Source organism: Nitrosospira briensis, from assembly GCF_900115125.1.
GTDB lineage: Bacteria > Pseudomonadota > Gammaproteobacteria > Burkholderiales > Nitrosomonadaceae > Nitrosospira > Nitrosospira briensis_A.
This window is the reverse complement of record NZ_FOVJ01000007.1, coordinates 37105-57233: the sequence shown is the minus strand read 5'-3', so window position 1 is coordinate 57233 and position 20129 is coordinate 37105. Positions and strand designations below refer to the sequence as shown.

Sequence of the window (20129 nt, the reverse complement as noted above, 5' to 3'; positions counted from 1 at the left end):
GGAATTATTATTGGAAACGGATCGGAGCATTGCTTTTGCGCTGGTCACTTGCGCCACTTGACGGTTTTGCAGCTGTACGGTTGAACTGACCGGGCTGACACCCTACTTGATCTGATACAGCTTCATTTTATTGCGGAGCGTATTGCGATTGATCCCGAGTAATTCAGCAGCCCGGGTCTGGTTGCCGCCCACGTGATTCAATACCAGTTCAATCAGGGGCTTCTCCACGCTGCGTATTACCATATCATGAATGGCATGAGGCTTTTCGCCGTCCAGATCGTTGAAATAATCTTCCACAGCCGTGCGCACGCACCGGGCTATGTCATTTTCGTTAATAATGCTCATGCAACCAACTCCTCAGCTTCAACGTAAGTCAACCGCCGCCCGTAGCCGGCAAGTTCACTGAAAAATTCGTTTACTGCCGACAATTGCTGGTCTGTGCTTTGCAACTGGTTCATGGCGTGACGGAACCCCGCAGAACCTACAAGCCCCTTTGTGTACCAGGAGATGTGCTTGCGGGCAATGCGCACGCCGGAATATTCACCATAGAACTGGTATAAGTCGTGCAGGTGCTTGATGAGTACATGGTGAATTTCGGCGACTTCGGGCAGTTGGAGGTGCGTGCCTGTGGCAAGGTAGTAATTTATCTCCCGGAATATCCAGGGCCGGCCCTGGGCGGCGCGACCGATCATGATTGCGTCCGCCCCGGTAAATTCAAGTACATGTTTTGCTTTTTCCGGGGTAGTGATATCGCCATTGGCAACTACCGGGATATTCACCGCGGCTTTTACCGCGGCAATGGTGTCATATTCTGCATGCCCTGTATAAGCGCATGCGCGGGTACGCCCATGGATGGCCAATGCCTGTACTCCCGCGCTCTCGGCTATGCGCGCCACGGCAAGTGCATTCTTGTGCTGCTTATCCCAGCCGGTGCGGATTTTCAGGGTGACGGGAACATTTACCGCTCCCACTACCGCATCCAGTATCCGGCCTACCAGCGGTTGATCTTGCAGCAGCGCGGAGCCTGCCATTACATTGCAGATTTTCTTGGCGGGGCAGCCCATATTGATATCTATGATTTGCGCGCCTTGCCCCACATTGTAGCGTGCAGCTTCGGCCATCATCGCCGGGTCGGCGCCCGCAATCTGTACCGAAATCGGGTCCACTTCGCCTTCATGATTGGCCCGGCGCCGCGTCTTTTCGGAGCCCCACAGCAGCGAATTGCTCGATACCATTTCCGATACTGCCATGCCCGCGCCCAGGCTCTTGCACAACTGGCGGAAAGGACGGTCAGTCACCCCCGCCATGGGGGCGACGATAAGCTTGTTTTTGAGAATATGAGAACCGATTCGCATATTTGGATTGAATGCCGATGCAAGCGGCAAAGCAGGTATAAGACAAAACAGTGCAATCTTAACAGGAAATGCTCATGACTTCAGGAGCCCACCCCCGAAGCCCGTGGTCCACGGTTGTGGAATTTCGGCAAGTGTCTTTCCCTTATTACGCGGTTTTTCTTTTTATCCTTTACAAACAATATACTGAATCTGGATGGAATGAAAATGGCATTCGATAAGGCACAAATAGTACCGACTTACTTTCGGAAGCGTTTTTTAGTCTGGTTAACCTCGTGCGCCAAACATCATGCGGCGCGCAACGAAACGCTTGGCTTGAGGCAGGCAGTCCAGGGCGCTTAAGCCCATGCTGCGCACCGTTCCCAGCACGGGGTCATCATTGGAGAAAAATTTCACCAGGGAGTCCGTGAATATGCGCCCAACGCTGCTGTCCATCTGGCGCTTGCTGCCATATCGGGCAAGCATTGCCGGTGTACCGGCCTCGGTGGGCCATGCGATGATTTCCTCAGCCAGTTCCCAGGCATCGCGCAGTCCCAAATTGAAACCTTGTCCTGCAACCGGATGCAGGGTCTGCGCCGCGTTACCAATCAGCACAACACGGCAAGCTGTAATGGGAGTGGCATATTTCAGCGCCAGGGGGAAACCGGACCGTTTGCCGGCCTCGATAAATTTGCCCAGGCGATCGCCGAAGTGCCCATGCAAGCGGGCAAGAAACGAGACATCATCCAACGCCAGAATTTCTTCGGCTGCGGAAGGAGAGACGGTCCAAACCAGTGAAAAATACTCGCCGGACGGTAATAGCGCAACCGGCCCGTCGGGGGTAAAGCGTTCATAAGCGACACCAGGCTGGGTATGCGGGGAATCGTTATCGGCAAGGTGCTTTGCCTGGGAGAAATGCCGGCGCCTGGAGGGGGATGCTTTCACGGGTGGCTTCGCCACTTCGGCCATTGCGGACGGTGCTATGTTCGCAAAGCGCTCTGTTTTAACACGCGCAACAACCGCCCATTGCTGGTAATCCTGCACATGCTGCGTCACGCCTTCAATCTGGCTGATGAGCCGGCCTCCATCTGCCACTACCAGCAGCCTGGCCGTTGCTTTTTTTGTCACTCCATCATGCTGGAATTCAACCTGCCCCTGCCCGGCGTGGGTTTCCAGTCGCGTTACCTGCGCCCCGGTCAGATATTCCAGCTCACCCGCGTCGCAATTTTTCAGCGCCCTATACATGGCCCGAAACAAGTCGTGATGGTTTATCACATAGCCCAGGGCGGGTACTCCGGTTTCGGCGGCGGTCAATACAGTTCGGCCCAGTCCCCCGCGATTGGAGATATGAATGGTAAGGATGGGAGACACTCCCGGTAACCCCTTCCACACGCCCAGGCGCTGCAGGATGAGCCGGCTGCCGTAAGATAATGCCAAAGGCCGGGGGTCTTCCGTTTTACCAGGCAGTCCGCGGGCTTCGAGTAACAGTACGGATGTGCCGCTGCCGCGCAGGGCCAGCGCCAGGGCCATGCCTACCGGCCCGCCACCGATGATGATAAGGTCGTAATCCTGGTGATTGACGTTCATTTTGCTTCAGCGTGATTTCCTGAGTAATGTTCTGCCTCGGACCCCTCCGGTTAGCGGTTTATTGCCGCTTATGCTTCACGGCCGGCCGTGAGTATCGGTTTCGTCTGTCTTCTTCGTGCTTTCTTCGACGATTTCCGCATCCTCGATGACAACATATTGCCCCTCCGCCGCCTCCATCGATTTACGCAATTTGCGGCGCAGCCACCATAAACGGAACCCAAGGCCTATGGCTGCAACGGCAAATAGCGCAAGAAATGCGGTAAAAAAGAAAATGCCGAGAACCGCCATGATGATAAATAACGGAACAAGGATCAGGTAAGCCAGCCAGCGACCGGCCGGGCTCGCGCCACCCGTGCGGAAAGCGTGCATCTCTTCTTCCGACGCGCCTTTTTCACCGTCCCGGTATATGCGCTTTATGATGATTCGGTTATTTTCATCCATTGTGTTGATGCTGCATGAGTTCTTCGATCTCCGCAACGGTCTTGGGAGCAGTCGAGGTCAATACTTCACAACCCGTCTCCGTTACCACCACGTCGTCTTCGATTCGTATTCCGATATTCCAGAAATGAGAAGGAACATTATCCGCTGGACGAATATAGCAACCGGGTTCCACCGTCAGGGTCATCCCCGGATGCAAGGGGCGCCATTCTCCGTTGCACTTATACTCGCCTGCGTCGTGCACATCCAATCCCAGCCAATGACCTGTGCGGTGCATGTAGAAGCGCTTGTAATCTTCGGTCTGGATGACCTCATCGACGTTTCCATGGCACAGGCCAAAATCAACAAAACCCTGAGCCAGTACCTGCACAGCGGCATTATGCGGCGCATCCCAGGTATTGCCGGGCTTTACCTCGGCTATCGCTGCTGCCTGCGCCGAAAGTACCAGTTGATACAAATCCCTTTGTGCGGGACTGAATTTTCCATTAACCGGAAAAGTGCGGGTAATGTCGGCCGCGTAGCCGTCCAGCTCACAGCCCGCGTCAATCAACAGCAGGTCGCCATCCTTAAGCATGGCATTGTTTTCGACATAATGGAGAACGCAGGCGTTCGCACCGCCGGCTACAATTGACGTGTAGGCGGGGGCCTGCGCTCCATGCCGCCTGAACTCGTGCAACAGTTCAGCCTCTACTTCGTATTCCCCCATGCCGGGCCGGGTTTTCTGCATCGCGCGACGATGTGCGCCGCCGGAAATCTCTGCCGCGCGATGCATGACTTGAAGCTCTTCCGTGCTTTTGAATAGGCGCATCTCATCGAGCAACAGCCGGACATCCCGAATCTCGGCGGGTGCGGTAATGCCGCTGCGTGACTGTTGCCGCACCTGGTTGACCCAGCCGAGCACGCGCGCGTCCCACTCCGTATCGTGGCCCAAGGCGCAATATAGGGAGGGCTGGCCGGCAAGTAGCCTGGGCAGCATTTCGTCGAGTTTGCCTATGGGGTATGTTTCGTCAAACCCGAATGCTTCCCGCGCAGCGTCCGGACCATAACGGAAACCGTCCCAGATTTCGCGTTCGGCATTCTTCTCGCGGCAAAACAGAATGTTTTTTGAGGTCCCTTTATCGGATTCCGCCACGACCACGAGAACTGCCTCCGGCTCGCTGAAACCCGTCAGGTAGTAAAAATAGCTGTCGAAGCGATAAGGATAGTGCGCATCCCGGTTTCGCACCCGCTCCGGCGCAGTAGGAATGATGGCAATGCCCTTGCGCATTTGGGATGCGACATCCTGGCGCCGCTCGCTGAAAGACTTCACAGGTATCATGGGTATCGATTCTTACAGTATTTGCGCGAGAAAGCAAAGCCAAAGCCAAACTATGGTTTAAGCTAGGACCCACCGATCCCGTGGGCTGGATGTACTGCAACACGGCTGAGCTGGAGATCGATCAGGCGCAGGCGCTCCGGCGTCCCCACGTCCACCCATGCTCCCCGGTAATATTGTCCGCCGACCTTGCCGGTTGCGATCGCCTGGTGCAGCAGCAGCGCGAGCCTGGCTGCGGAACCCGGTGCGACATCCTTGAAAAAGCTTGGCCGATAGATGCCGATGCCGCTGAAAGTAAGGTTGTTTTTTCCCGGCAGTGTCACTCTATCGGAATCCAGCGAAAAATCACCTTCCGGATGATGGACGGGGTTGTCGACCAGCACCAGGTGCGCCAGATTCGTATCCGCGCTGGATTGCATTTGTCGCATGACCGGCAGCAGGGAGGTAAAATCGAGTTCGCAATAAATGTCCGCGTTGATTACCAGAAACGGGCATTCTTCCTGGGTTCCCTGGGTATTTCCCGGCTTATCTTCCAGAATGGGTAGTGCCTTGGCAATGCCCCCGGCAGTTTCCAGCGCGACCGGTTCGTGCGAGTAATGGAGGGTGACACCGTAACGTGTACCGTCGCCAAGCGCGGCTTCGATCATTTGTCCGAGATGCGCATGGTTGATGACTACGTTGATAAAACCGGCGCGCGCGAGATTTTCCAGGTGGTATTCGATCAGCGCCTTGCCTCCGGCGCGCAGCAACGGCTTTGGCAAGGTGTCAGTCAGGGGGCGCATACGCTCGCCGCGGCCCGCGGCGAGAATCATCGCCCTGAACGGGACCACGTCAAAAGGTGTATCCAACTTTTACTTCCGGCTGCTCATTGATATTCCACTCGTCGAGCAGTGTCAGCAGCGGGTTAAGTTCTCGGTAGCGCTCGCACGCCTTGCGTAAATAACTTTCCACCAGGGGCAGGGCGGCGAGGTAGTCGCGTTTGCCATCGCGGTAATTCAGGCGTGCGAAAATTCCCAGCACCTTGAGATGGCGTTGCACCCCCATCCATTCAAAATCCCGGTAAAAATCCGCGAAATCGGAAGCTACCGGCAACTTCAGTTTTCGGGCTTGTTCCCAGTAGCGGATCAACCAGTCCAGTACGCGCTCCTCATCCCAGCTTATGTACGCGTCCTTGAACAGCGATACCAGGTCGTAGGTGATTGGGCCGTAAACCGCATCCTGAAAATCGATAATGCCGGGATTGGGGGTGGTAACCATAAGATTACGCGAATGGAAGTCGCGGTGCACGAACACCTTGGGCTGGGCCAGGTTGTTCTGCACGATGCGTTGAAAAATCGATTCAAGCTCTGCTTTCTGAGCGGCGCGGGGCGTTACTTTCAAATGCCTGGCCAGATACCAGTCCGGGAACAGGTTCAGTTCCCGTAGCAGCAGGGCTTCGTCATAATCAGGTAATACGCCAGGCTGGCTTGCAAGCTGGATTTTAAGGAGGGCAGCCAATGCGTCGCGATATAAGCGATCGGCCTTCTTGTCCCTATTTTCTCCAGCTATGACATTATCGGAACCGTCATTCAGCGCCTGGAGATAGGTTGTGTCTCCAAGGTCGGAAAGCAGCAGGAAGCCTTGAGCCAGATCCTGCCCCAGTGCAACCGGCACATGCGTGCCTGCGGCGGTGAATAAATTTGCTACATGCAGGAAGGGCGCACAATCTTCCTGTTCCGGCGGCGCGTCCATGGCGATCAGTGTCCCATCGCTAAAAGTCACGCGAAAGTAACGGCGGAAACTCGCATCTGCCGAGGCGGGCGACAATGTAAAGCTTTTATCGGGAAATTGCGTCCTGATCCAGTTTTCCAAAAGGCGGAAACGCTCCATAATAGTCCGCTGATTGCCTATTTGGCTAAAGTATGAGATTTTAGCATGCGTGCGTCACTCCTCGCCCGACCGGGCGATGGAGCAGAAATTATGGAGGAAATCATGGCTAACCAAAGAGTGCTGGACGAAATCGTAACGAAGGTCAACGAATTGCTGGCGCAGAGCCCTGTCAAGGATGTGGAAAAGAATCTTCGGGTTATGCTGGGAGGAGTATTTAACCGCCTGGACCTGGTTACGCGCGAAGAGTTCGAGGTACAGCAAGAAGTACTGAAGCGCGCGCGCGAGAAACTCACATTGCTCGAAACAAGGGTGGAGGCGCTGGAAGCCGCCGCGACGTCGAAGGGGCAAGCGGATAGCCTGGACATTCCCCCGGAAACGCTGGATGACCTCTCGGAGACGGAATAACCCAGGTTCAGGAATACCGGGCTTTTCCAGATTTCAAGGGTGCGGGAGATATCCCGATATCCTGTGCTGCCTGCAATTTTTGTATTGCTCCCTGATCTGATTCTGGCAAAAAAACTCTTTGCATGCCCCTAGCTATTCTCTATAGCCGCGCTATCTCGGGCATGGAGGCTCCACTCGTCACGGTGGAAGTCCACATTGCCAATGGCCTTCCCAGCTTCACCATCGTCGGCCTGCCGGAAACAGAAGTGAAGGAAAGCAAGGACCGGGTGCGAGCGGCGCTGCAAAACGCGCAGTTCGAATTTCCCGCACGACGCATTACGGTCAACCTTGCTCCCGCCGACCTGCCCAAGGAGAGCGGCCGGTTTGATCTGCCTATCGCGCTGGGCATACTTGCGGCGACTGGCCAAGTCCCCTCCGATAAGCTCGACCAATATGAATGGGCCGGTGAACTTGCCCTGACCGGAGAGCTGCGTGCAATCCGGGGCGCATTGGCGATGACTTACGGCGCATCCCGCTCAGGGCGGAGTTTCGTGCTGCCTCTGCAAAATGCAGCTGAAGCCGCACTGGTCAGGGAAGCGTCTGTTTACGCTGCAACATCATTGCTTCAGATTTGTGCACACCTTGCCGGACGAGAGCCGTTGCAGCTTTACGTCAATCATGCCAAGGCAACGGTGGGCGATGATTCGGATGCAAGTCCTTCTCTATACCCTGGCATGGAAGAGGTGAAAGGGCAGGCGCATGCAAAACGCGCGCTTGAAATAGCAGCCGCGGGTGGCCATAGCATACTGATGGTTGGCCCGCCGGGTACCGGAAAATCCATGCTGGCCTCGCGTCTTCCCGGCATTTTGCCTTCCATGACCGAGGATGAAGCACTCGAATCCGCTGCGATGCAATCGCTCAGCAGCGGCGGCTTCAATGTTGCCAACTGGAAACGCCGGCCCTATCGTTCGCCTCACCACACCGCGTCCGGCGTTGCGCTGGTGGGCGGGGGCAGCAATCCACGTCCAGGAGAGATCTCGCTGGCGATGAACGGTGTGTTGTTTCTGGACGAGTTGCCGGAATTCGAACGCAAGGTACTGGAAGTGCTGCGAGAACCGCTGGAATCCGGGCGCATCACAATTTCGCGCGCGGCGCGCCAGGCTGATTTTCCCGCCCGGTTCCAGCTGGTCGCCGCGATGAATCCCTGTCTTTGCGGTTATCTCGGCCACCACAGCGGGAGGTGCAGATGTACTCCCGACCAGGTTGCACGCTACCGCGGCAAAATTTCCGGCCCGCTGCTTGATCGGATCGATGTGCAGATTGAAGTGCCAGCCGTGCCCGAGGAAGATTTGATGCGTCAGGCGCAAGGCGAACCGAGCAGCAGCATCAGGCAGCGGGTTGAAGCAGCTTATCAGCGCCAACTGGAGCGGCAGGGCAAGGCCAACGCCAGGCTGGCGGTGAAGGATATCGATAAATACTGCATACCCGATACGCTGGGGGAGAACCTGCTTAAGCAGGCTATAAGCCGCCTGAATTTCTCCGCACGGGCTTATCATCGCGTCCTTAAAGTGGCGCGCACCATTGCGGACCTCGCGGCGAGCAACGGGATAACAAGCACGCATATTGCCGAAGCGGTGCAGTACCGGAAGCTGGATAGAAATTAGGTCCGGGACTGGGCTGTTCAAAAGTGAAAAATCAGGACTGCGACTTTGATTTGTTCTGATCCTGCCTTCGCAGAGTTCTGCACCTTTCAAGCTAGCCGAAGGCGCGGGAAATGGTGTAGATCGCCAACCCCACCAACCCGCCGATCATCGTGCCGTTGATGCGAATATACTGCAGGTCTTCGCCCACCTGCTGTTCTATCCGGCGAGTGACGGTTTCGGTGTCCCAGCCACGCACGGTATCCGCTATTAGCGAGCCGACGTCGCGTTGGTGAGACTGCACCGCTTCCACTACGACGTTGCGCATCCAGTCATTGAGGCGTTCGCGTAGGCCTGTGTCGCGCAGTAGTGCGCGCGTCGCCGATTGCGTTGCTTCCCGCAGCAACGCCTTAATGGTCGAGTCGGCACTGCCGATTTCCTTGTGCAGGCTGATGCGAATATCGCGCCACAACGTCGCCACGAATTTGTGTAGTGCGGGTTGATTCAGTAATTTCCGTGTATGTACAGCAATCTGCTTGCGGTATTCGGGTGAAGTAGCCAGCTCGGAGACCAGCTTCTCGATTGCCGAGTCGAGCCTGAGGCGCAGCGGGTGTCTGGAGTCGCGAGCGATCTCTGCGAGAAGCTCGCGCAGCACCAATATAACGTTATCAGCGACCTCGCTGTCTATCGAAAGCCGCTGCCAAAGCCAGGCTGTATTCTCACGCACGCGCTCGCGGATGCGTTGTTCATTGGCAGTAATGTAGTCATCCGTTTCGCGCAACAACTTGTCGAGTAGCACTTGGTGTCGTTTCTCTTCGCTGAGCATCGCGACGGCTTCCCCAATCAAGGGGGCGAGATCAATACCTTGCACGCGCTTCGACACGTCACCGGAAATAAAGCGCCGCAGCTGATGCTCCTCTATAGAATCAAGCAATTGCGGGATCAGGCGCGTCATATGGTCGGCTAAGACCTCGGTTCGCGTCGAGTCCGAAAGCCATTGGGCGAGGTTGCCCGACAGGTCCACGCGCGCCAGCTTTGCCGAAACCACTTCGGGAGAGGCAAAATTCAGTTCGACGAAACGCCCGAGCGATGCGCCAATGCGTTCCTTGTTGCGGGGAATGATAGCAGTGTGTGGAATAGGCAGGCCCAGCGGTTGACGAAATAGTGCGGTAACAGCGAACCAGTCCGCCAGCGCGCCCACTACTGCCGCTTCTGCGAAAGCGCGGAGATAGCCCATCGACGGATGAACTGAAAGAAATACATTAGCGAGAACGAGAACGGCGAGCATCGTTATCAGCATCCCCGTCGCCAGCCGCCGCATCCGGTTATCAGCGAAGGATGGCATCAGCAAGCTTTTGTCTTGATCCGTAGCCCGTGGTTCGAACGGATGCATGCGATTGAATGAATAAGAATGTGGAAGTGAATTATCTCAAAAGAACGTTTCTCAACCTACGTAGATTCAAAGTACGCGTTGCCGATCCTGATAGTCAAGGTGTTTTTGGGTGGGTGGGGTGCCAGGCAGAGACCTGATAGGCAATACTCGCCAGCGGTGGATATGCGCTTGAAGAGAGGCGCCGCGAAATTTGATGATATGACAGGCCGGTTGCTGTAACCGGGGATGCGAATTGGGCGTTCTCCCAGGCAGCGCAAGGTGCGCGTGTTCTTCCGCATAAGATAGAATGCGCTGTCAGCTTGCCAGTGACGTACGCTTCATATGTCTGCACAGCGTTGTCAAATCCCGTAAACAATTCGGCTGATGAGTTATAAGGCGATGACAGGACGAGGTCAAGCGCAGCGCAAGCGGAAGAGCCGTGAAAAATCTGTTCGGAGAGGTTTTTGATGCGTGAGGTCGATACCATTTTTCGGGGGGCGAGGCTCTTGGATGGAGCGCTTTCGTCCATTGCAGTAAAAAACGGCAGGATCATCTCCATCGAACCGGCGGGCGGCGCGGATATCTCGGCGGATCATATCGTCGATCTCGGCGGCGCCCTTGTTGTGCCGGGTTTTGTCGAAGGTCACATTCATCTCGATACCAGCTTTTACGGGGATGGCTGGAAGCCACACAAGCCGTGCACTGCCGGATTTGACGTACGTGAACGTGTCGAATTCCAGCGTCAGAACATGGCGCAGGCTGCACCGCTCGCTGAGCGCGCGTGTAATCAGCTGGAGCTCTGCATAGCCAACGGATCTACCCATATGCGCAGTCACGTCATGGTGGACGCGAGCGTTGGCCTCAAGTCTCTCGAAACCATAGTCGAGGTCCGTGAAGAATACCGGGATATTATTGATATTCAGCTTGTCGCCTTCCCGCAGAATGGCATCCTTGCGTGTCCCGGAACGGCAGAACTGCTGGATGCGGCTTTCGATGCAGGCTGCGACGTAATCGGCGGGCTGGACCCCGCCTCATTCGATAGAGACATCAAAGCACATCTCGACGTGGTGTTCGGCATTGCGGAAAGACGCGGGGTTGATATCGACATTCACCTTCACGACCAGGGGATGTTGGGGATATTCGAACTCGAAGAAATCTCGGCCCGAACCCGGGCGCTGGGTCTGCAAGGGCATGTTGCTGCGAGCCATGCTTATGCGCTGGGCGAAGTTCCTGCCGATGTCGTCAGGCACATTGCGCAAGTTCTTGCTGAAGCCGGCGTCGCCATCATGACTAATGCGCCCGGTGATCGCTCGTTTCCGCCCGTCCTGGAATTACGCAAAGCTGGCGTTGTGGTCTTTAGCGGCAGTGACAATATCCGGGACTCCTGGTGGCCATACGGGGATGGTGACATGCTGAACCGCGCGATGATCATCGGCTATCGCTCTGGTTTCTATACAGATGACGATCTTCGCGTCGCTTTCGATGTCGTTACAGAGGCAGGCGCAAAAGCGCTTCAATTTGCCAATTATGGATTGCGAGAGAACGCAAGTGCTGACTTCGTGGTGCTTGACGCAGGACATATCCCTGAGGCGGTCGTGTCGGTTCCGAAGAATCGGTCTGTATATAAAGCTGGTAAATGTGTCGTCAGGCAAGGCGTCATCGTTCGCAAGTAAGAAAGGACCAACGGTCCGGGACGGGGCATTGCAATGCTTATCCTGGGGTCATCAAGTGCGGTGGTTGGAGCGTGCAATCACATGCACGGAGATCAACGGTTCCTCAACCTGCGGCACTGAGATTTTAAGGAGAAAGATATGCCGAACAATGAAACTCATACGCAGGAATCCGAAATATATGATGTGGTAATTGTAGGCGGCGGAATTGCCGGCTTGTACTGTTGCAACGAACTGATCAAGCAGCGCGAATTGCTCAAAATAAACAGCATTCTCCTTCTTGAGGCCTCCAACCGGTTTGGTGGCCGGATAGAAACCTGGTCATTGCTGAGGACTGACGAGAAGAATGGAGAAGCCACCGGTTTCGAGGATACCTGGGATCCATGCAACTGGGACTTTGCCAGCGGCAAACCCGACCCTCTCGAGCCGCAAGGCAACAAGCAGTCTCCCTATAAAGGCCCTATAGAAAAACAATCGGTAGAAAAAGACGGTAAGGTTGCCGAGAAGCTATCGAAGATTGAATACTTTCGCGCGGAATTTGGGCCGATGAGAATTGAGCCCCGTAATCAGCCTTTATTACAGGCACTGCTGGAAGAACTGAAAATAAGGGAGCCCGTCCCGGGCGAAGAAGAAAGTCTGGATGATCTGGTGCCATTCTCGTCCTACGCATCGGAAGATCCAATGGAGCCGCGATTTACGCTGCGCGAAGAGGAGGCCCTGCAAAAAACTCCCTTTGATTTGATGATACTGGCCCTCAGGCGCATCTTTGAACTTGTTGAAGGCCTTGAATCTGGCGTAAAAGTTTTAAAGGTTGGCGATAAAAACGAAAAGTACGAGTCAGCGCCTTCCGAAAATCACGCTGTTTTTAAAAGGCAAGCCGCTGCCGGCGAAAGCGGAGCCTCCACAAGTGGAAGTAACCCTGGTTCCAGAGTACCAGGGCCATGGCTTACCGATGCCGCCAATCAACAGTGGAATCACTTGCAAAACGGCTCGTTTTTTTATCGTGACTACTGGAAAGGAGAATTGCTGGAGTGGATTCAGAATCTCACTGAATCTGATTTCAAGAACATCCGTGAACACGCTCGCTTCAGGGGGCATCCGCTTTGGAATTTGGGTTTCTGGAACATACTCAGTGATGTGCTGAGCCACTATGCCGTTATCAAGATCAGGGATTGGGGCAGCTACTATCACTTCGTGCATGAAAATTTGAATGCTGCGGAGTGGATAATTTTCTGGCTTAAAGCTATCCGAAGCACGGGAACGCTTCGCGGCATTCGCGGAGGAATGAGCCGGATCATCTGGAAGCTTCTGGAGAGGCTGCATGACGAAAGAAAAAACACTCCGGGGTTGTGCATTCAAAAAGACAGGAAAGTACTGGGCCTTGAATCCAGTGGTGGCGAAATCAATGTTCTGATCGAGAATGAGGAAAAAGTCATCAAGACAAGGAGGGTTATTCTTGCCTTGCCCAAGCGTCCACTCGAGGAAATGTCCTGGAATGGCCATCCACCGCAAGGAACGCTCAAGGAAGCAGTGAACGCAGTGGCTTGTCTTCCGTTATTGAAGTGCTTCTTCGTTATCGACAGGCCGTGGTGGGAAGATAACAGGCCGCTTAACCGCAATGCCTCCGATATACCGACTCGAGAGTTGTTATATATGAAAAGCAACGACGGGACCAAAGGGCTGATAATGGTCTATACAGACCGCCCGGCAATCACCTTCTGGTCCGACTACCTGCGAGCGAGGGAAACCAGTCACAACCAGCCACAGCAGGAACCATCGGAAGATCCCCAGCTTGAAAGCCAGGAAATAGCCAGGACCTGGTTTTTGAAACTGGAAAAAAAATTTTTCGAGTCTGATGCATCCGCGGAGCTATATTTTAACGGAGGAACAGCAGTTATCTTAAAAGAGCCAGGCTATCCCCGGTTGTGGCAGCGGTTTGTGCAGTTTGCGAGGGAATACGAACACCATGATTTCACGGAGGACCGCCTGCTCGCCTGCGGAATGCGGGACTGGGGCAAGAAACCCTTTGGCGCGGCGGCTCATGGATGGTTGCCAGGCGTGATGTCCTGGAAGCATATCGAGTTCCTTGAGGCGTTTTCCCTGCAGCCGGATGCATCGGGAATAAAAAATATCCACGTCTGCGGAGAAGCATTTTCCGACTATCAGGGCTTTATCGAAGGTTCGCTTCGATCTGCAAGACGTGTTCTGCGCATCATTGAAAAACAAGCAAAGTCGATGGACTGAGCAGGACAGATTTCTTTTCCTGATCTCGTTTGCAGTCATGTCGAGACATTTGGCGGGGCATTTCGGGATGAAGCTCGAATTTAGCCGGTTCGATAAGCTGGAAGAGGCCAACGCGTCATTGAAGGCCGGAGCGGGATAATAATGAATGAGAGCCTGTCTCACTGCGCTCTCAGTAGCCGGTTGTCATTTGCCGAATCGAGCAAAGAGTCAGTTTTGGGCGGGCGTGATAGAATCAAGCCTCCACCTCAAACGCAGCGGTGCCATGAACGAAACCACCCGAACCAGATTACTTGAAGACCTCCTCGCGCGCCGCATCCTGATGCTTGATGGGGCGATGGGCACCATGATCCAGAGCCACAAGCTCAACGAGGCGGATTATCGTGGAACCCGTTTTGCGGATTTTCCGCATGATCTCAGGGGCAATAACGATCTTCTGACGCTGACCCAGCCACAGGTCATCCGGTCCATCCATGACGGCTATCTGGAAGCAGGGGCGGACATCATCGAGACTAATACCTTCAATTCGAACGCCGCTTCGATGTCCGACTATCACATGCAGGACATGGTCTACGAACTCAATTCTGCCGCGGCGAGGCTGGCAAAAGAAGCGACGCAGGCAATGGAGGCAAAAACCCCCGATAAGCCGCGTTTCGTGGCGGGGGTGCTGGGGCCGACCACCAAGACCGCCTCGATTTCCCCGGACGTGAACGACCCCGGTTTTCGTGGCATCACCTTCGATCAGTTGGTGGTGGATTATTCCGAATCCATCCGGGGCCTGGTTGATGGCGGTGCTGATATTCTGCTGGTGGAAACGATTTTCGATACGCTGAATGCCAAGGCCGCGCTGTTCGCGGTAGATCAATATTTCGAGACGCACGGGATACGCTTGCCGATCATGATTTCGGCAACGATTACGGATGCTTCAGGACGCACGCTTTCCGGGCAAACGCCGGAGGCTTTCTGGAACTCCGTCAGTAACGCGCGCCCGTTGTCGGTGGGGCTCAACTGTGCACTGGGAGCGGAATTGATGCGTCCCTATATCGAGGAGCTTTCCAGGGTCGCCGGGGTGTATGTCAGCGCGCACCCCAATGCAGGGCTGCCAAATCCCCTGGCCGAAACAGGCTACGATGAATCACCGGAATACACTGCCGGTTTGATAAAGGACTTTGCGCAGTCGGGTTTTGTCAATATCGTCGGCGGCTGCTGCGGTACGACCCCTGCCCATATCAAGGCTATCGCTGATGCGGTGAGCGATATTGCGCCGCGGACCGTTCCCGATATTCCAAAGAAACTGCGGTTGTCGGGCCTGGAGCCACTTGCCATAAGCGACGACTCGCTGTTCGTGAATGTGGGCGAGCGCACGAATGTCACCGGCTCGAAAGCTTTTGCCCGCCTGATACTGAATAACAATTATGCGGATGCGTTGAGTGTTGCCCGCAGCCAGGTGGAGAATGGCGCGCAGATCATCGACATCAACATGGATGAGGCGATGCTCGATTCGCAGAAGGCGATGGTAACGTTCCTGAACCTCGTTGCCGCCGAACCCGATATCAGCCGTGTACCGATCATGATCGATTCTAGCAAATGGTCGGTAATTGAAGCGGGCCTGAAGTGCGTGCAGGGCAAGGCTGTTATCAACTCCATCAGCTTGAAGGAGGGCGAAGCGGAGTTTATCGAACACGCAAAACTCGCGCGCCGCTATGGTGCGGCAGTAATTGTGATGGCGTTCGATGAAACCGGCCAGGCCGATACGCTGGAACGAAAAGTGGAGATTTGCAAGCGCTGCTATAACATTCTTGTTAACCAGCTGGATTTTCCGCCTGAAGACATCATTTTTGATCCGAACGTTTTCGCGATCGCTACCGGCATAGAGGAACACAATAATTACGGCGTGGATTTCATTGAGGCCACTCGCCTCATCAAGCAGACCCTGCCGTACGCGAAGGTGAGCGGCGGAGTGTCCAATGTGTCGTTCTCCTTCCGCGGCAATGAGCCCGTGCGGGAAGCGATCCATACCGCTTTCCTCTATCACGCGGTTCGGGCTGGCATGACAATGGGTATCGTGAACGCTGGCCAACTGGGTGTTTATTCGGATATTCCAAAGGAGCTGCTTGAACGAGTGGAGGACGTGCTGCTCAATCGCCAGCCAAAAGACGGTGGAGAGGCCACTCCTACCGAGCGGCTGGTGGAATTCGCCGAAAGCTTCAAGGGAAAAAGCAAGGAGAATACCGAAGATCTCGCCTGGCGCGACGAGCCGTTGCAACAACGCCTGACCCACGCCTTGGTACGAGGTATCACGACTTATATCGTGGAAGATACCGAGGAGGCGCGACTGAAAGTAGCCGAAGAGGGCGGTCGGCCGATCCAGGTGATCGAAGGACCTCTCATGAACGGCATGGGTGTGGTGGGTGACCTGTTCGGCTCGGGCAAGATGTTTTTACCCCAGGTAGTCAAGTCGGCTCGCGTGATGAAACAGGCGGTCGCGCACCTGCTGCCCTTTATCGAGGCGGAAAAGAAATTGCTGGGCGATTCCCGGCCCAAAGGCAAGATCGTCATCGCCACCGTCAAGGGCGATGTACATGACATCGGCAAGAACATCGTCACGGTGGTGCTTCAGTGCAATAATTATGAAGTAGTAAATATGGGCGTGATGGTGCCCAGTGCCAAGATTCTTGAGATGGCGCGGCAGGAACAGGCAGACATGATTGGCTTATCGGGTCTGATTACGCCTTCGCTGGAAGAAATGGCTTATGTGGCAAAAGAAATGGAGCGCGAAGGCTTTACCATTCCGCTGCTGATTGGCGGCGCAACCACTTCCCGAGTGCATACGGCCGTGAAGGTTGCGCCGCATTACAGCGGCATTACCGTTTGGGTACCGGACGCGAGCCGGGCCGTGGGCGTGTGCAGTAATTTGCTATCGGAGGATTTGAAGCCGGATTACGTAAAACAAGTCCAGGCGGAATACGAGAAAGTCCGCGCACAGCATAAAAACAAGCGGGGGCCGGCGCCCATGCTATCGATCGCCGATGCCCGAAAAAATGCATTTAAAGCCGACTGGGAGAATTACACCCCGCCTGAGCCGGAATTCATCGGCGTGAGGTCACTCAGAAACTATCCCCTGGAAAAACTGATTCCTTTCATAGACTGGACACCGTTTTTTCAGGCATGGGAGCTGTCCGGACGCTTTCCAGCGATTCTGGAAGATGAAGTCGTGGGAGAGGCTGCGAGCAGTCTCTACCGGGACGCCCAGGCCATGCTGAAAAAAATTGTCGAGCAGAAATGGCTCACCGCCAATGCGGTATTCGGCCTTTTTCCTGCCAACACGGTAAACAGCGATGACGTAGAGATCTATGCGGATAAAGCTCGCACGAGGGTGGCAATGACTTTTCACAACTTGCGGCAGCAGACTACCAAACCAGCTGGCCGGCCCAACTTGTGCCTCGCCGATTTTATCGCTCCCAAGGAAACCGGTATTCGCGACGCCATCGGTGCATTTGCGGTAACCGCGGGGATGGGCATAGATGCAAGAATAAAGGCATACGAGGAAGTAAATGACGATTACAGCGCGATTATCCTGAAAGCGCTGGCCGACCGTCTGGCGGAAGCTTTTGCCGAACATATGCATTGGCGCGTGCGGCGCGAATTTTGGGGCTTCGTCAAAGATGAAAACCTGAGCAGTGAGCAGATGGTCGCCGAAGAGTATCGCGGTATCCGTCCCGCGCCGGGCTACCCTGCCTGTCCCGATCACACAGAGAAAGGGGCATTGTTCGAAATGCTGAAAGCTCCCGAAAACGCGGGGATAATCATAACCGAGTCTTATGCCATGGTGCCTACCGCGGCGGTATCAGGATTCTATTTCTCCCACCCGGATGCTGATTATTTCGCTGTCGGCAAGATAGGCAAGGATCAAGTGGAAGAATATGCGACGCGTAAAGGCTGGACGCTGGAGGAGACGGAAAAATGGCTGGCACCGGTTCTTGCATACGAACGTAGCTAACCCGGAGGGTGGCAATGCTTCAGCTGGACGGGTACGGGAAGGATCAACCTTTGATACGGCTGATTTTCGCTACTTCAGGGATTCGCCTCAACCGCCGTATCACCTGTGCCAGATGATGGCGGTTCCGAAGTTGCAGCATGAAATTCATGGTTGTGTACTCGCCATCTCCTTCCATGCCGACATTGTCGATATTGGACCCTGCCTCGGCGATTGCCGCCGCCACTCTCGCTAAAACGCCGCGCTGGTTGACCACCATCAGCCTGATGCTGACCTCGAACTGCCTGTTAATATCCTTACCCCAGGCTACATCCAGCCAATTGTCGGAGTTGCTCCTGTTTTTGGAAACCGCCGGGCAATCATGGATATGAATCACCAACCCCTGGTCTTTCTTGATGAAGCCAACGATGGGGTCCCCTGGAATCGGGCGGCAACATTTCGCGAATTGCACTGCCATTCCTTCTGTGCCGAGTATGGTGATGACATCCGAAGTCCCGTTCGGGCCGGTGTCGGATTCTCCCGGAGTTGCCAATCGCCTTGCGAGTACGGCAGGCAAATGCTTGCCTAAGCCCAAGTCCGCCAGTAAATCTTTTTTTGATTTGGCCCCGCTGTCGCGTGCCAGTTTTTCCCACTGGACCTCGGTTATCGTCTGCGGATCGACCTTGAGGGACATTAAAGCCTGGTTCAGCAAGCGCTCCCCCAGCCTTGCCGATTCTTCATATTGCATCGTCTTGAGAAAACGGCGGATGTGTGACCGCGCCTTTCCGGTAACCACATAATTAAGCCAGGCGGGATTTGGTTTAGCGTGTGATGCGGTAACAATTTCCACGCGGTCGCCGCTTCTGAGAACCGTGCGCAAGGGCGCGTTCTCACCGTTTATTCTTGCAGCTACGCAGCAGTCCCCTATATCCGTATGCACTGCGTACGCAAAATCCACGGCCGTGGATTCCTTCGGCAGGGCCAATATCTTGCCCTGGGGCGTAAATACATAGACTTCGCCGGGAAACAGATCAACTTTGAGATGTTCGAGGAATTCCAGCGAATCGGTGGAGTCGCTAAGGGTTTCCAGCAGGCTCTGCAACCACTGGTGGGTTTTCATGTGCAGGTCGTTAAGATCCGCATCGGTGCTCTTGTACAGCCAGTGCGAGGCAACCCCCGCTTCCGCGATGCGGTGCATTTCAGGTGTGCGGATCTGCACCTCTATAGGAGTGCCATAAGGTCCCCACAAAGTATTGTGCAGGGACTGATAGCCGTTCGCCTTGGGAATGGCAATATAGTCTTTGAATTTCCCGGGAATAGGGTTGTAGAGACTGTGCAATGCGCCGAGCGCGATGTAGCATGAAGGCACGTCTTTGACAATCACGCGGAAGCCGTAAATGTCGAGAATCTCGGAAAACGTAAGGTGCTTTTCCACCATTTTCTTGTATATGCTGTAAAGCTGCTTTTCACGCCCGGTCACCTCCGCATCCAGCCCTGCCGCCTTGAAACGCTGCTTGATGGTATCAAGGATTTTCGACACCATTTCCCGGCGATTTCCCCGCGCCGCCTTGGTTGCGTTGGCCAGAACACGGTAGCGTGTCGGAAACAGATAACGGAAGCTGAGATCCTGCAGCTCGTGGTAGATATTGTTGAGCCCTAGCCGATTGGCGATAGGGGCATAGATTTCCATTGTTTCGCGTGCGATGCGGCGCCGTTTTTCGGGCCGCATCGCTTCGAGCGTACGCATGTTGTGCAGCCGGTCCGCTAACTTGATAAGTATGACGCGTACGTCCCGCGCCATGGCCAGCAGCATCTTGCGGAAATTTTCCGCCTGCGCATCGGCATGGGTCTGGAATTCGATCTTGTCCAGTTTGGAGACACCGTCCACCAGTTCCGCGACCGACTTGCCAAATCTGTCGCTGATCTCGGCTTTGGATACGTGCGTATCCTCCATTACATCGTGCAATAGCGCGGCAGCCAGGGTCTGGGTGTCCAGACGCAATTTGCCGAGTATGCTGGCTACCGCCAGCGGATGGGAGATGTAAGGTTCGCCAGACTTGCGGAATTGCCCTGAATGGGCGCTCTGGCTGAAAAGATAGGCGTTCTGAAGCTCGGAAACATCCTCGCGCTTAAGATAGCTGGCCAGCTCCCGGAATAGGAAATCCGCCTCGGGCAAGGTAGCAGAGGAATCCGGCAGACCTCGGGCTTGCATCGTGATTTCCTTCATTTCTCCGTTGTGCCAATACCAGTTTTTTCAAGACGACGGCAACCCCCTCCATGACGATCTTATATAATCCGATTTCTTC

Annotated in this window: 14 protein-coding genes; 5 read left to right on the top strand and 9 right to left on the bottom strand. The window is 54.9% G+C overall.

The annotated features are described in order from the left end of the window. Window positions 1-102 precede the first annotated feature (102 nt). The 7 genes from BMZ14_RS12285 to BMZ14_RS12255 form a co-directional block, all read right to left on the bottom strand. Window positions 103-345 carry a helix-turn-helix domain-containing protein gene (locus BMZ14_RS12285; RefSeq protein WP_074798022.1) on the bottom strand — a complete coding sequence of 81 codons (243 nt, stop codon included), beginning with the start codon at window positions 343-345 and terminating at the stop codon, window positions 103-105. Next, window positions 342-1355, bottom strand: coding sequence for a tRNA dihydrouridine synthase DusB (dusB, locus tag BMZ14_RS12280; RefSeq protein ID WP_074798020.1), 1014 nt, complete (start codon window positions 1353-1355; stop codon window positions 342-344). Before dusB ends, BMZ14_RS12285 begins: the two co-directional genes overlap by 4 nt. 264 nt (window positions 1356-1619) lie before the next feature. Further along, window positions 1620-2918 (bottom strand): FAD-dependent monooxygenase, encoded by a 1299-nt coding sequence (locus BMZ14_RS12275; RefSeq protein ID WP_074798018.1) that lies wholly within the window; start codon window positions 2916-2918, stop codon window positions 1620-1622. Window positions 2919-2993: 75 nt separating this feature from the next. Continuing rightward, window positions 2994-3359: a hypothetical protein gene (locus BMZ14_RS12270; RefSeq protein WP_074798016.1), complete on the bottom strand. Its 366-nt coding sequence runs from the start codon at window positions 3357-3359 to the stop codon at window positions 2994-2996. Continuing rightward, on the bottom strand, window positions 3352-4674 hold the full coding sequence (gene pepP / locus BMZ14_RS12265) for a Xaa-Pro aminopeptidase (RefSeq protein ID WP_074798014.1): 1323 nt from the start codon (window positions 4672-4674) through the stop codon (window positions 3352-3354). The genes BMZ14_RS12270 and pepP overlap by 8 nt, the downstream gene beginning before the upstream one ends. A gap of 62 nt (window positions 4675-4736) precedes the next feature. Further along, the gene (gene murU, locus BMZ14_RS12260; protein WP_074798201.1) at window positions 4737-5483 is read right to left on the bottom strand and encodes an N-acetylmuramate alpha-1-phosphate uridylyltransferase MurU; all 747 of its coding nucleotides are present in this window, start codon (window positions 5481-5483) and stop codon (window positions 4737-4739) included. Between the two features lie 19 nt (window positions 5484-5502). Beyond that, window positions 5503-6540 carry an aminoglycoside phosphotransferase family protein gene (locus BMZ14_RS12255; RefSeq protein ID WP_074798012.1) on the bottom strand — a complete coding sequence of 346 codons (1038 nt, stop codon included), beginning with the start codon at window positions 6538-6540 and terminating at the stop codon, window positions 5503-5505. Between the two features lie 102 nt (window positions 6541-6642). Here BMZ14_RS12255 and BMZ14_RS12250 point away from each other — a divergent pair, with 102 nt between their 5' ends. Then, window positions 6643-6945, top strand: a complete 303-nt coding sequence (locus BMZ14_RS12250; RefSeq protein WP_074798199.1) for an accessory factor UbiK family protein — start codon at window positions 6643-6645, stop codon at window positions 6943-6945. 122 nt (window positions 6946-7067) lie between these two features. Further along, window positions 7068-8588 carry a YifB family Mg chelatase-like AAA ATPase gene (locus BMZ14_RS12245; RefSeq protein WP_074798010.1) on the top strand — a complete coding sequence of 507 codons (1521 nt, stop codon included), beginning with the start codon at window positions 7068-7070 and terminating at the stop codon, window positions 8586-8588. Window positions 8589-8679: 91 nt separating this feature from the next. Here BMZ14_RS12245 and BMZ14_RS12240 read toward each other — a convergent pair whose 3' ends face one another. Further along, complete coding sequence (locus BMZ14_RS12240; protein ID WP_218145035.1) at window positions 8680-9909, bottom strand: DUF445 domain-containing protein; 1230 nt, start codon at window positions 9907-9909, stop codon at window positions 8680-8682. 494 nt (window positions 9910-10403) lie between these two features. Between BMZ14_RS12240 and BMZ14_RS12235 the strand changes: the two genes are divergently transcribed. From BMZ14_RS12235 to metH, 3 genes are all read left to right on the top strand, one after another. Continuing rightward, window positions 10404-11609, top strand: coding sequence for an amidohydrolase family protein (locus BMZ14_RS12235; protein ID WP_074798008.1), 1206 nt, complete (start codon window positions 10404-10406; stop codon window positions 11607-11609). A 138-nt stretch (window positions 11610-11747) separates the two neighbouring features. After that, the gene (locus tag BMZ14_RS12230; RefSeq protein WP_074798006.1) at window positions 11748-13850 is read left to right on the top strand and encodes an FAD-dependent oxidoreductase; all 2103 of its coding nucleotides are present in this window, start codon (window positions 11748-11750) and stop codon (window positions 13848-13850) included. 262 nt (window positions 13851-14112) lie between these two features. Beyond that, window positions 14113-17847, top strand: a complete 3735-nt coding sequence (gene metH, locus BMZ14_RS12225) for a methionine synthase (RefSeq protein WP_074798195.1) — start codon at window positions 14113-14115, stop codon at window positions 17845-17847. Between the two features lie 43 nt (window positions 17848-17890). Here metH and BMZ14_RS12220 read toward each other — a convergent pair whose 3' ends face one another. Then, a complete protein-coding gene (locus BMZ14_RS12220) occupies window positions 17891-20035 on the bottom strand; it encodes a RelA/SpoT family protein (protein ID WP_143071997.1) in 2145 nt (714 codons plus the stop codon). Between the last annotated feature and the right edge of the window lie 94 nt (window positions 20036-20129).

Bases quoted from the DNA above. Each gene is read 5' to 3' on its own strand.
- BMZ14_RS12285 (WP_074798022.1), bottom strand. From the start codon at position 345: ATGAGCATTATTAACGAAAATGACATAGCCCGGTGCGTGCGCACGGCT.
- dusB (WP_074798020.1), bottom strand. From the start codon at position 1,355: ATGCGAATCGGTTCTCATATTCTCAAAAACAAGCTTATCGTCGCCCCC.
- BMZ14_RS12275 (WP_074798018.1), bottom strand. From the start codon at position 2,918: ATGAACGTCAATCACCAGGATTACGACCTTATCATCATCGGTGGCGGG.
- BMZ14_RS12270 (WP_074798016.1), bottom strand. From the start codon at position 3,359: ATGGATGAAAATAACCGAATCATCATAAAGCGCATATACCGGGACGGT.
- pepP (WP_074798014.1), bottom strand. From the start codon at position 4,674: ATGATACCTGTGAAGTCTTTCAGCGAGCGGCGCCAGGATGTCGCATCC.
- murU (WP_074798201.1), bottom strand. From the start codon at position 5,483: ATGATTCTCGCCGCGGGCCGCGGCGAGCGTATGCGCCCCCTGACTGAC.
- BMZ14_RS12255 (WP_074798012.1), bottom strand. From the start codon at position 6,540: ATGGAGCGTTTCCGCCTTTTGGAAAACTGGATCAGGACGCAATTTCCC.
- BMZ14_RS12250 (WP_074798199.1), top strand. From the start codon at position 6,643: ATGGCTAACCAAAGAGTGCTGGACGAAATCGTAACGAAGGTCAACGAA.
- BMZ14_RS12245 (WP_074798010.1), top strand. From the start codon at position 7,068: ATGCCCCTAGCTATTCTCTATAGCCGCGCTATCTCGGGCATGGAGGCT.
- BMZ14_RS12240 (WP_218145035.1), bottom strand. From the start codon at position 9,909: ATGCCATCCTTCGCTGATAACCGGATGCGGCGGCTGGCGACGGGGATG.
- BMZ14_RS12235 (WP_074798008.1), top strand. From the start codon at position 10,404: ATGCGTGAGGTCGATACCATTTTTCGGGGGGCGAGGCTCTTGGATGGA.
- BMZ14_RS12230 (WP_074798006.1), top strand. From the start codon at position 11,748: ATGCCGAACAATGAAACTCATACGCAGGAATCCGAAATATATGATGTG.
- metH (WP_074798195.1), top strand. From the start codon at position 14,113: ATGAACGAAACCACCCGAACCAGATTACTTGAAGACCTCCTCGCGCGC.
- BMZ14_RS12220 (WP_143071997.1), bottom strand. From the start codon at position 20,035: ATGCAAGCCCGAGGTCTGCCGGATTCCTCTGCTACCTTGCCCGAGGCG.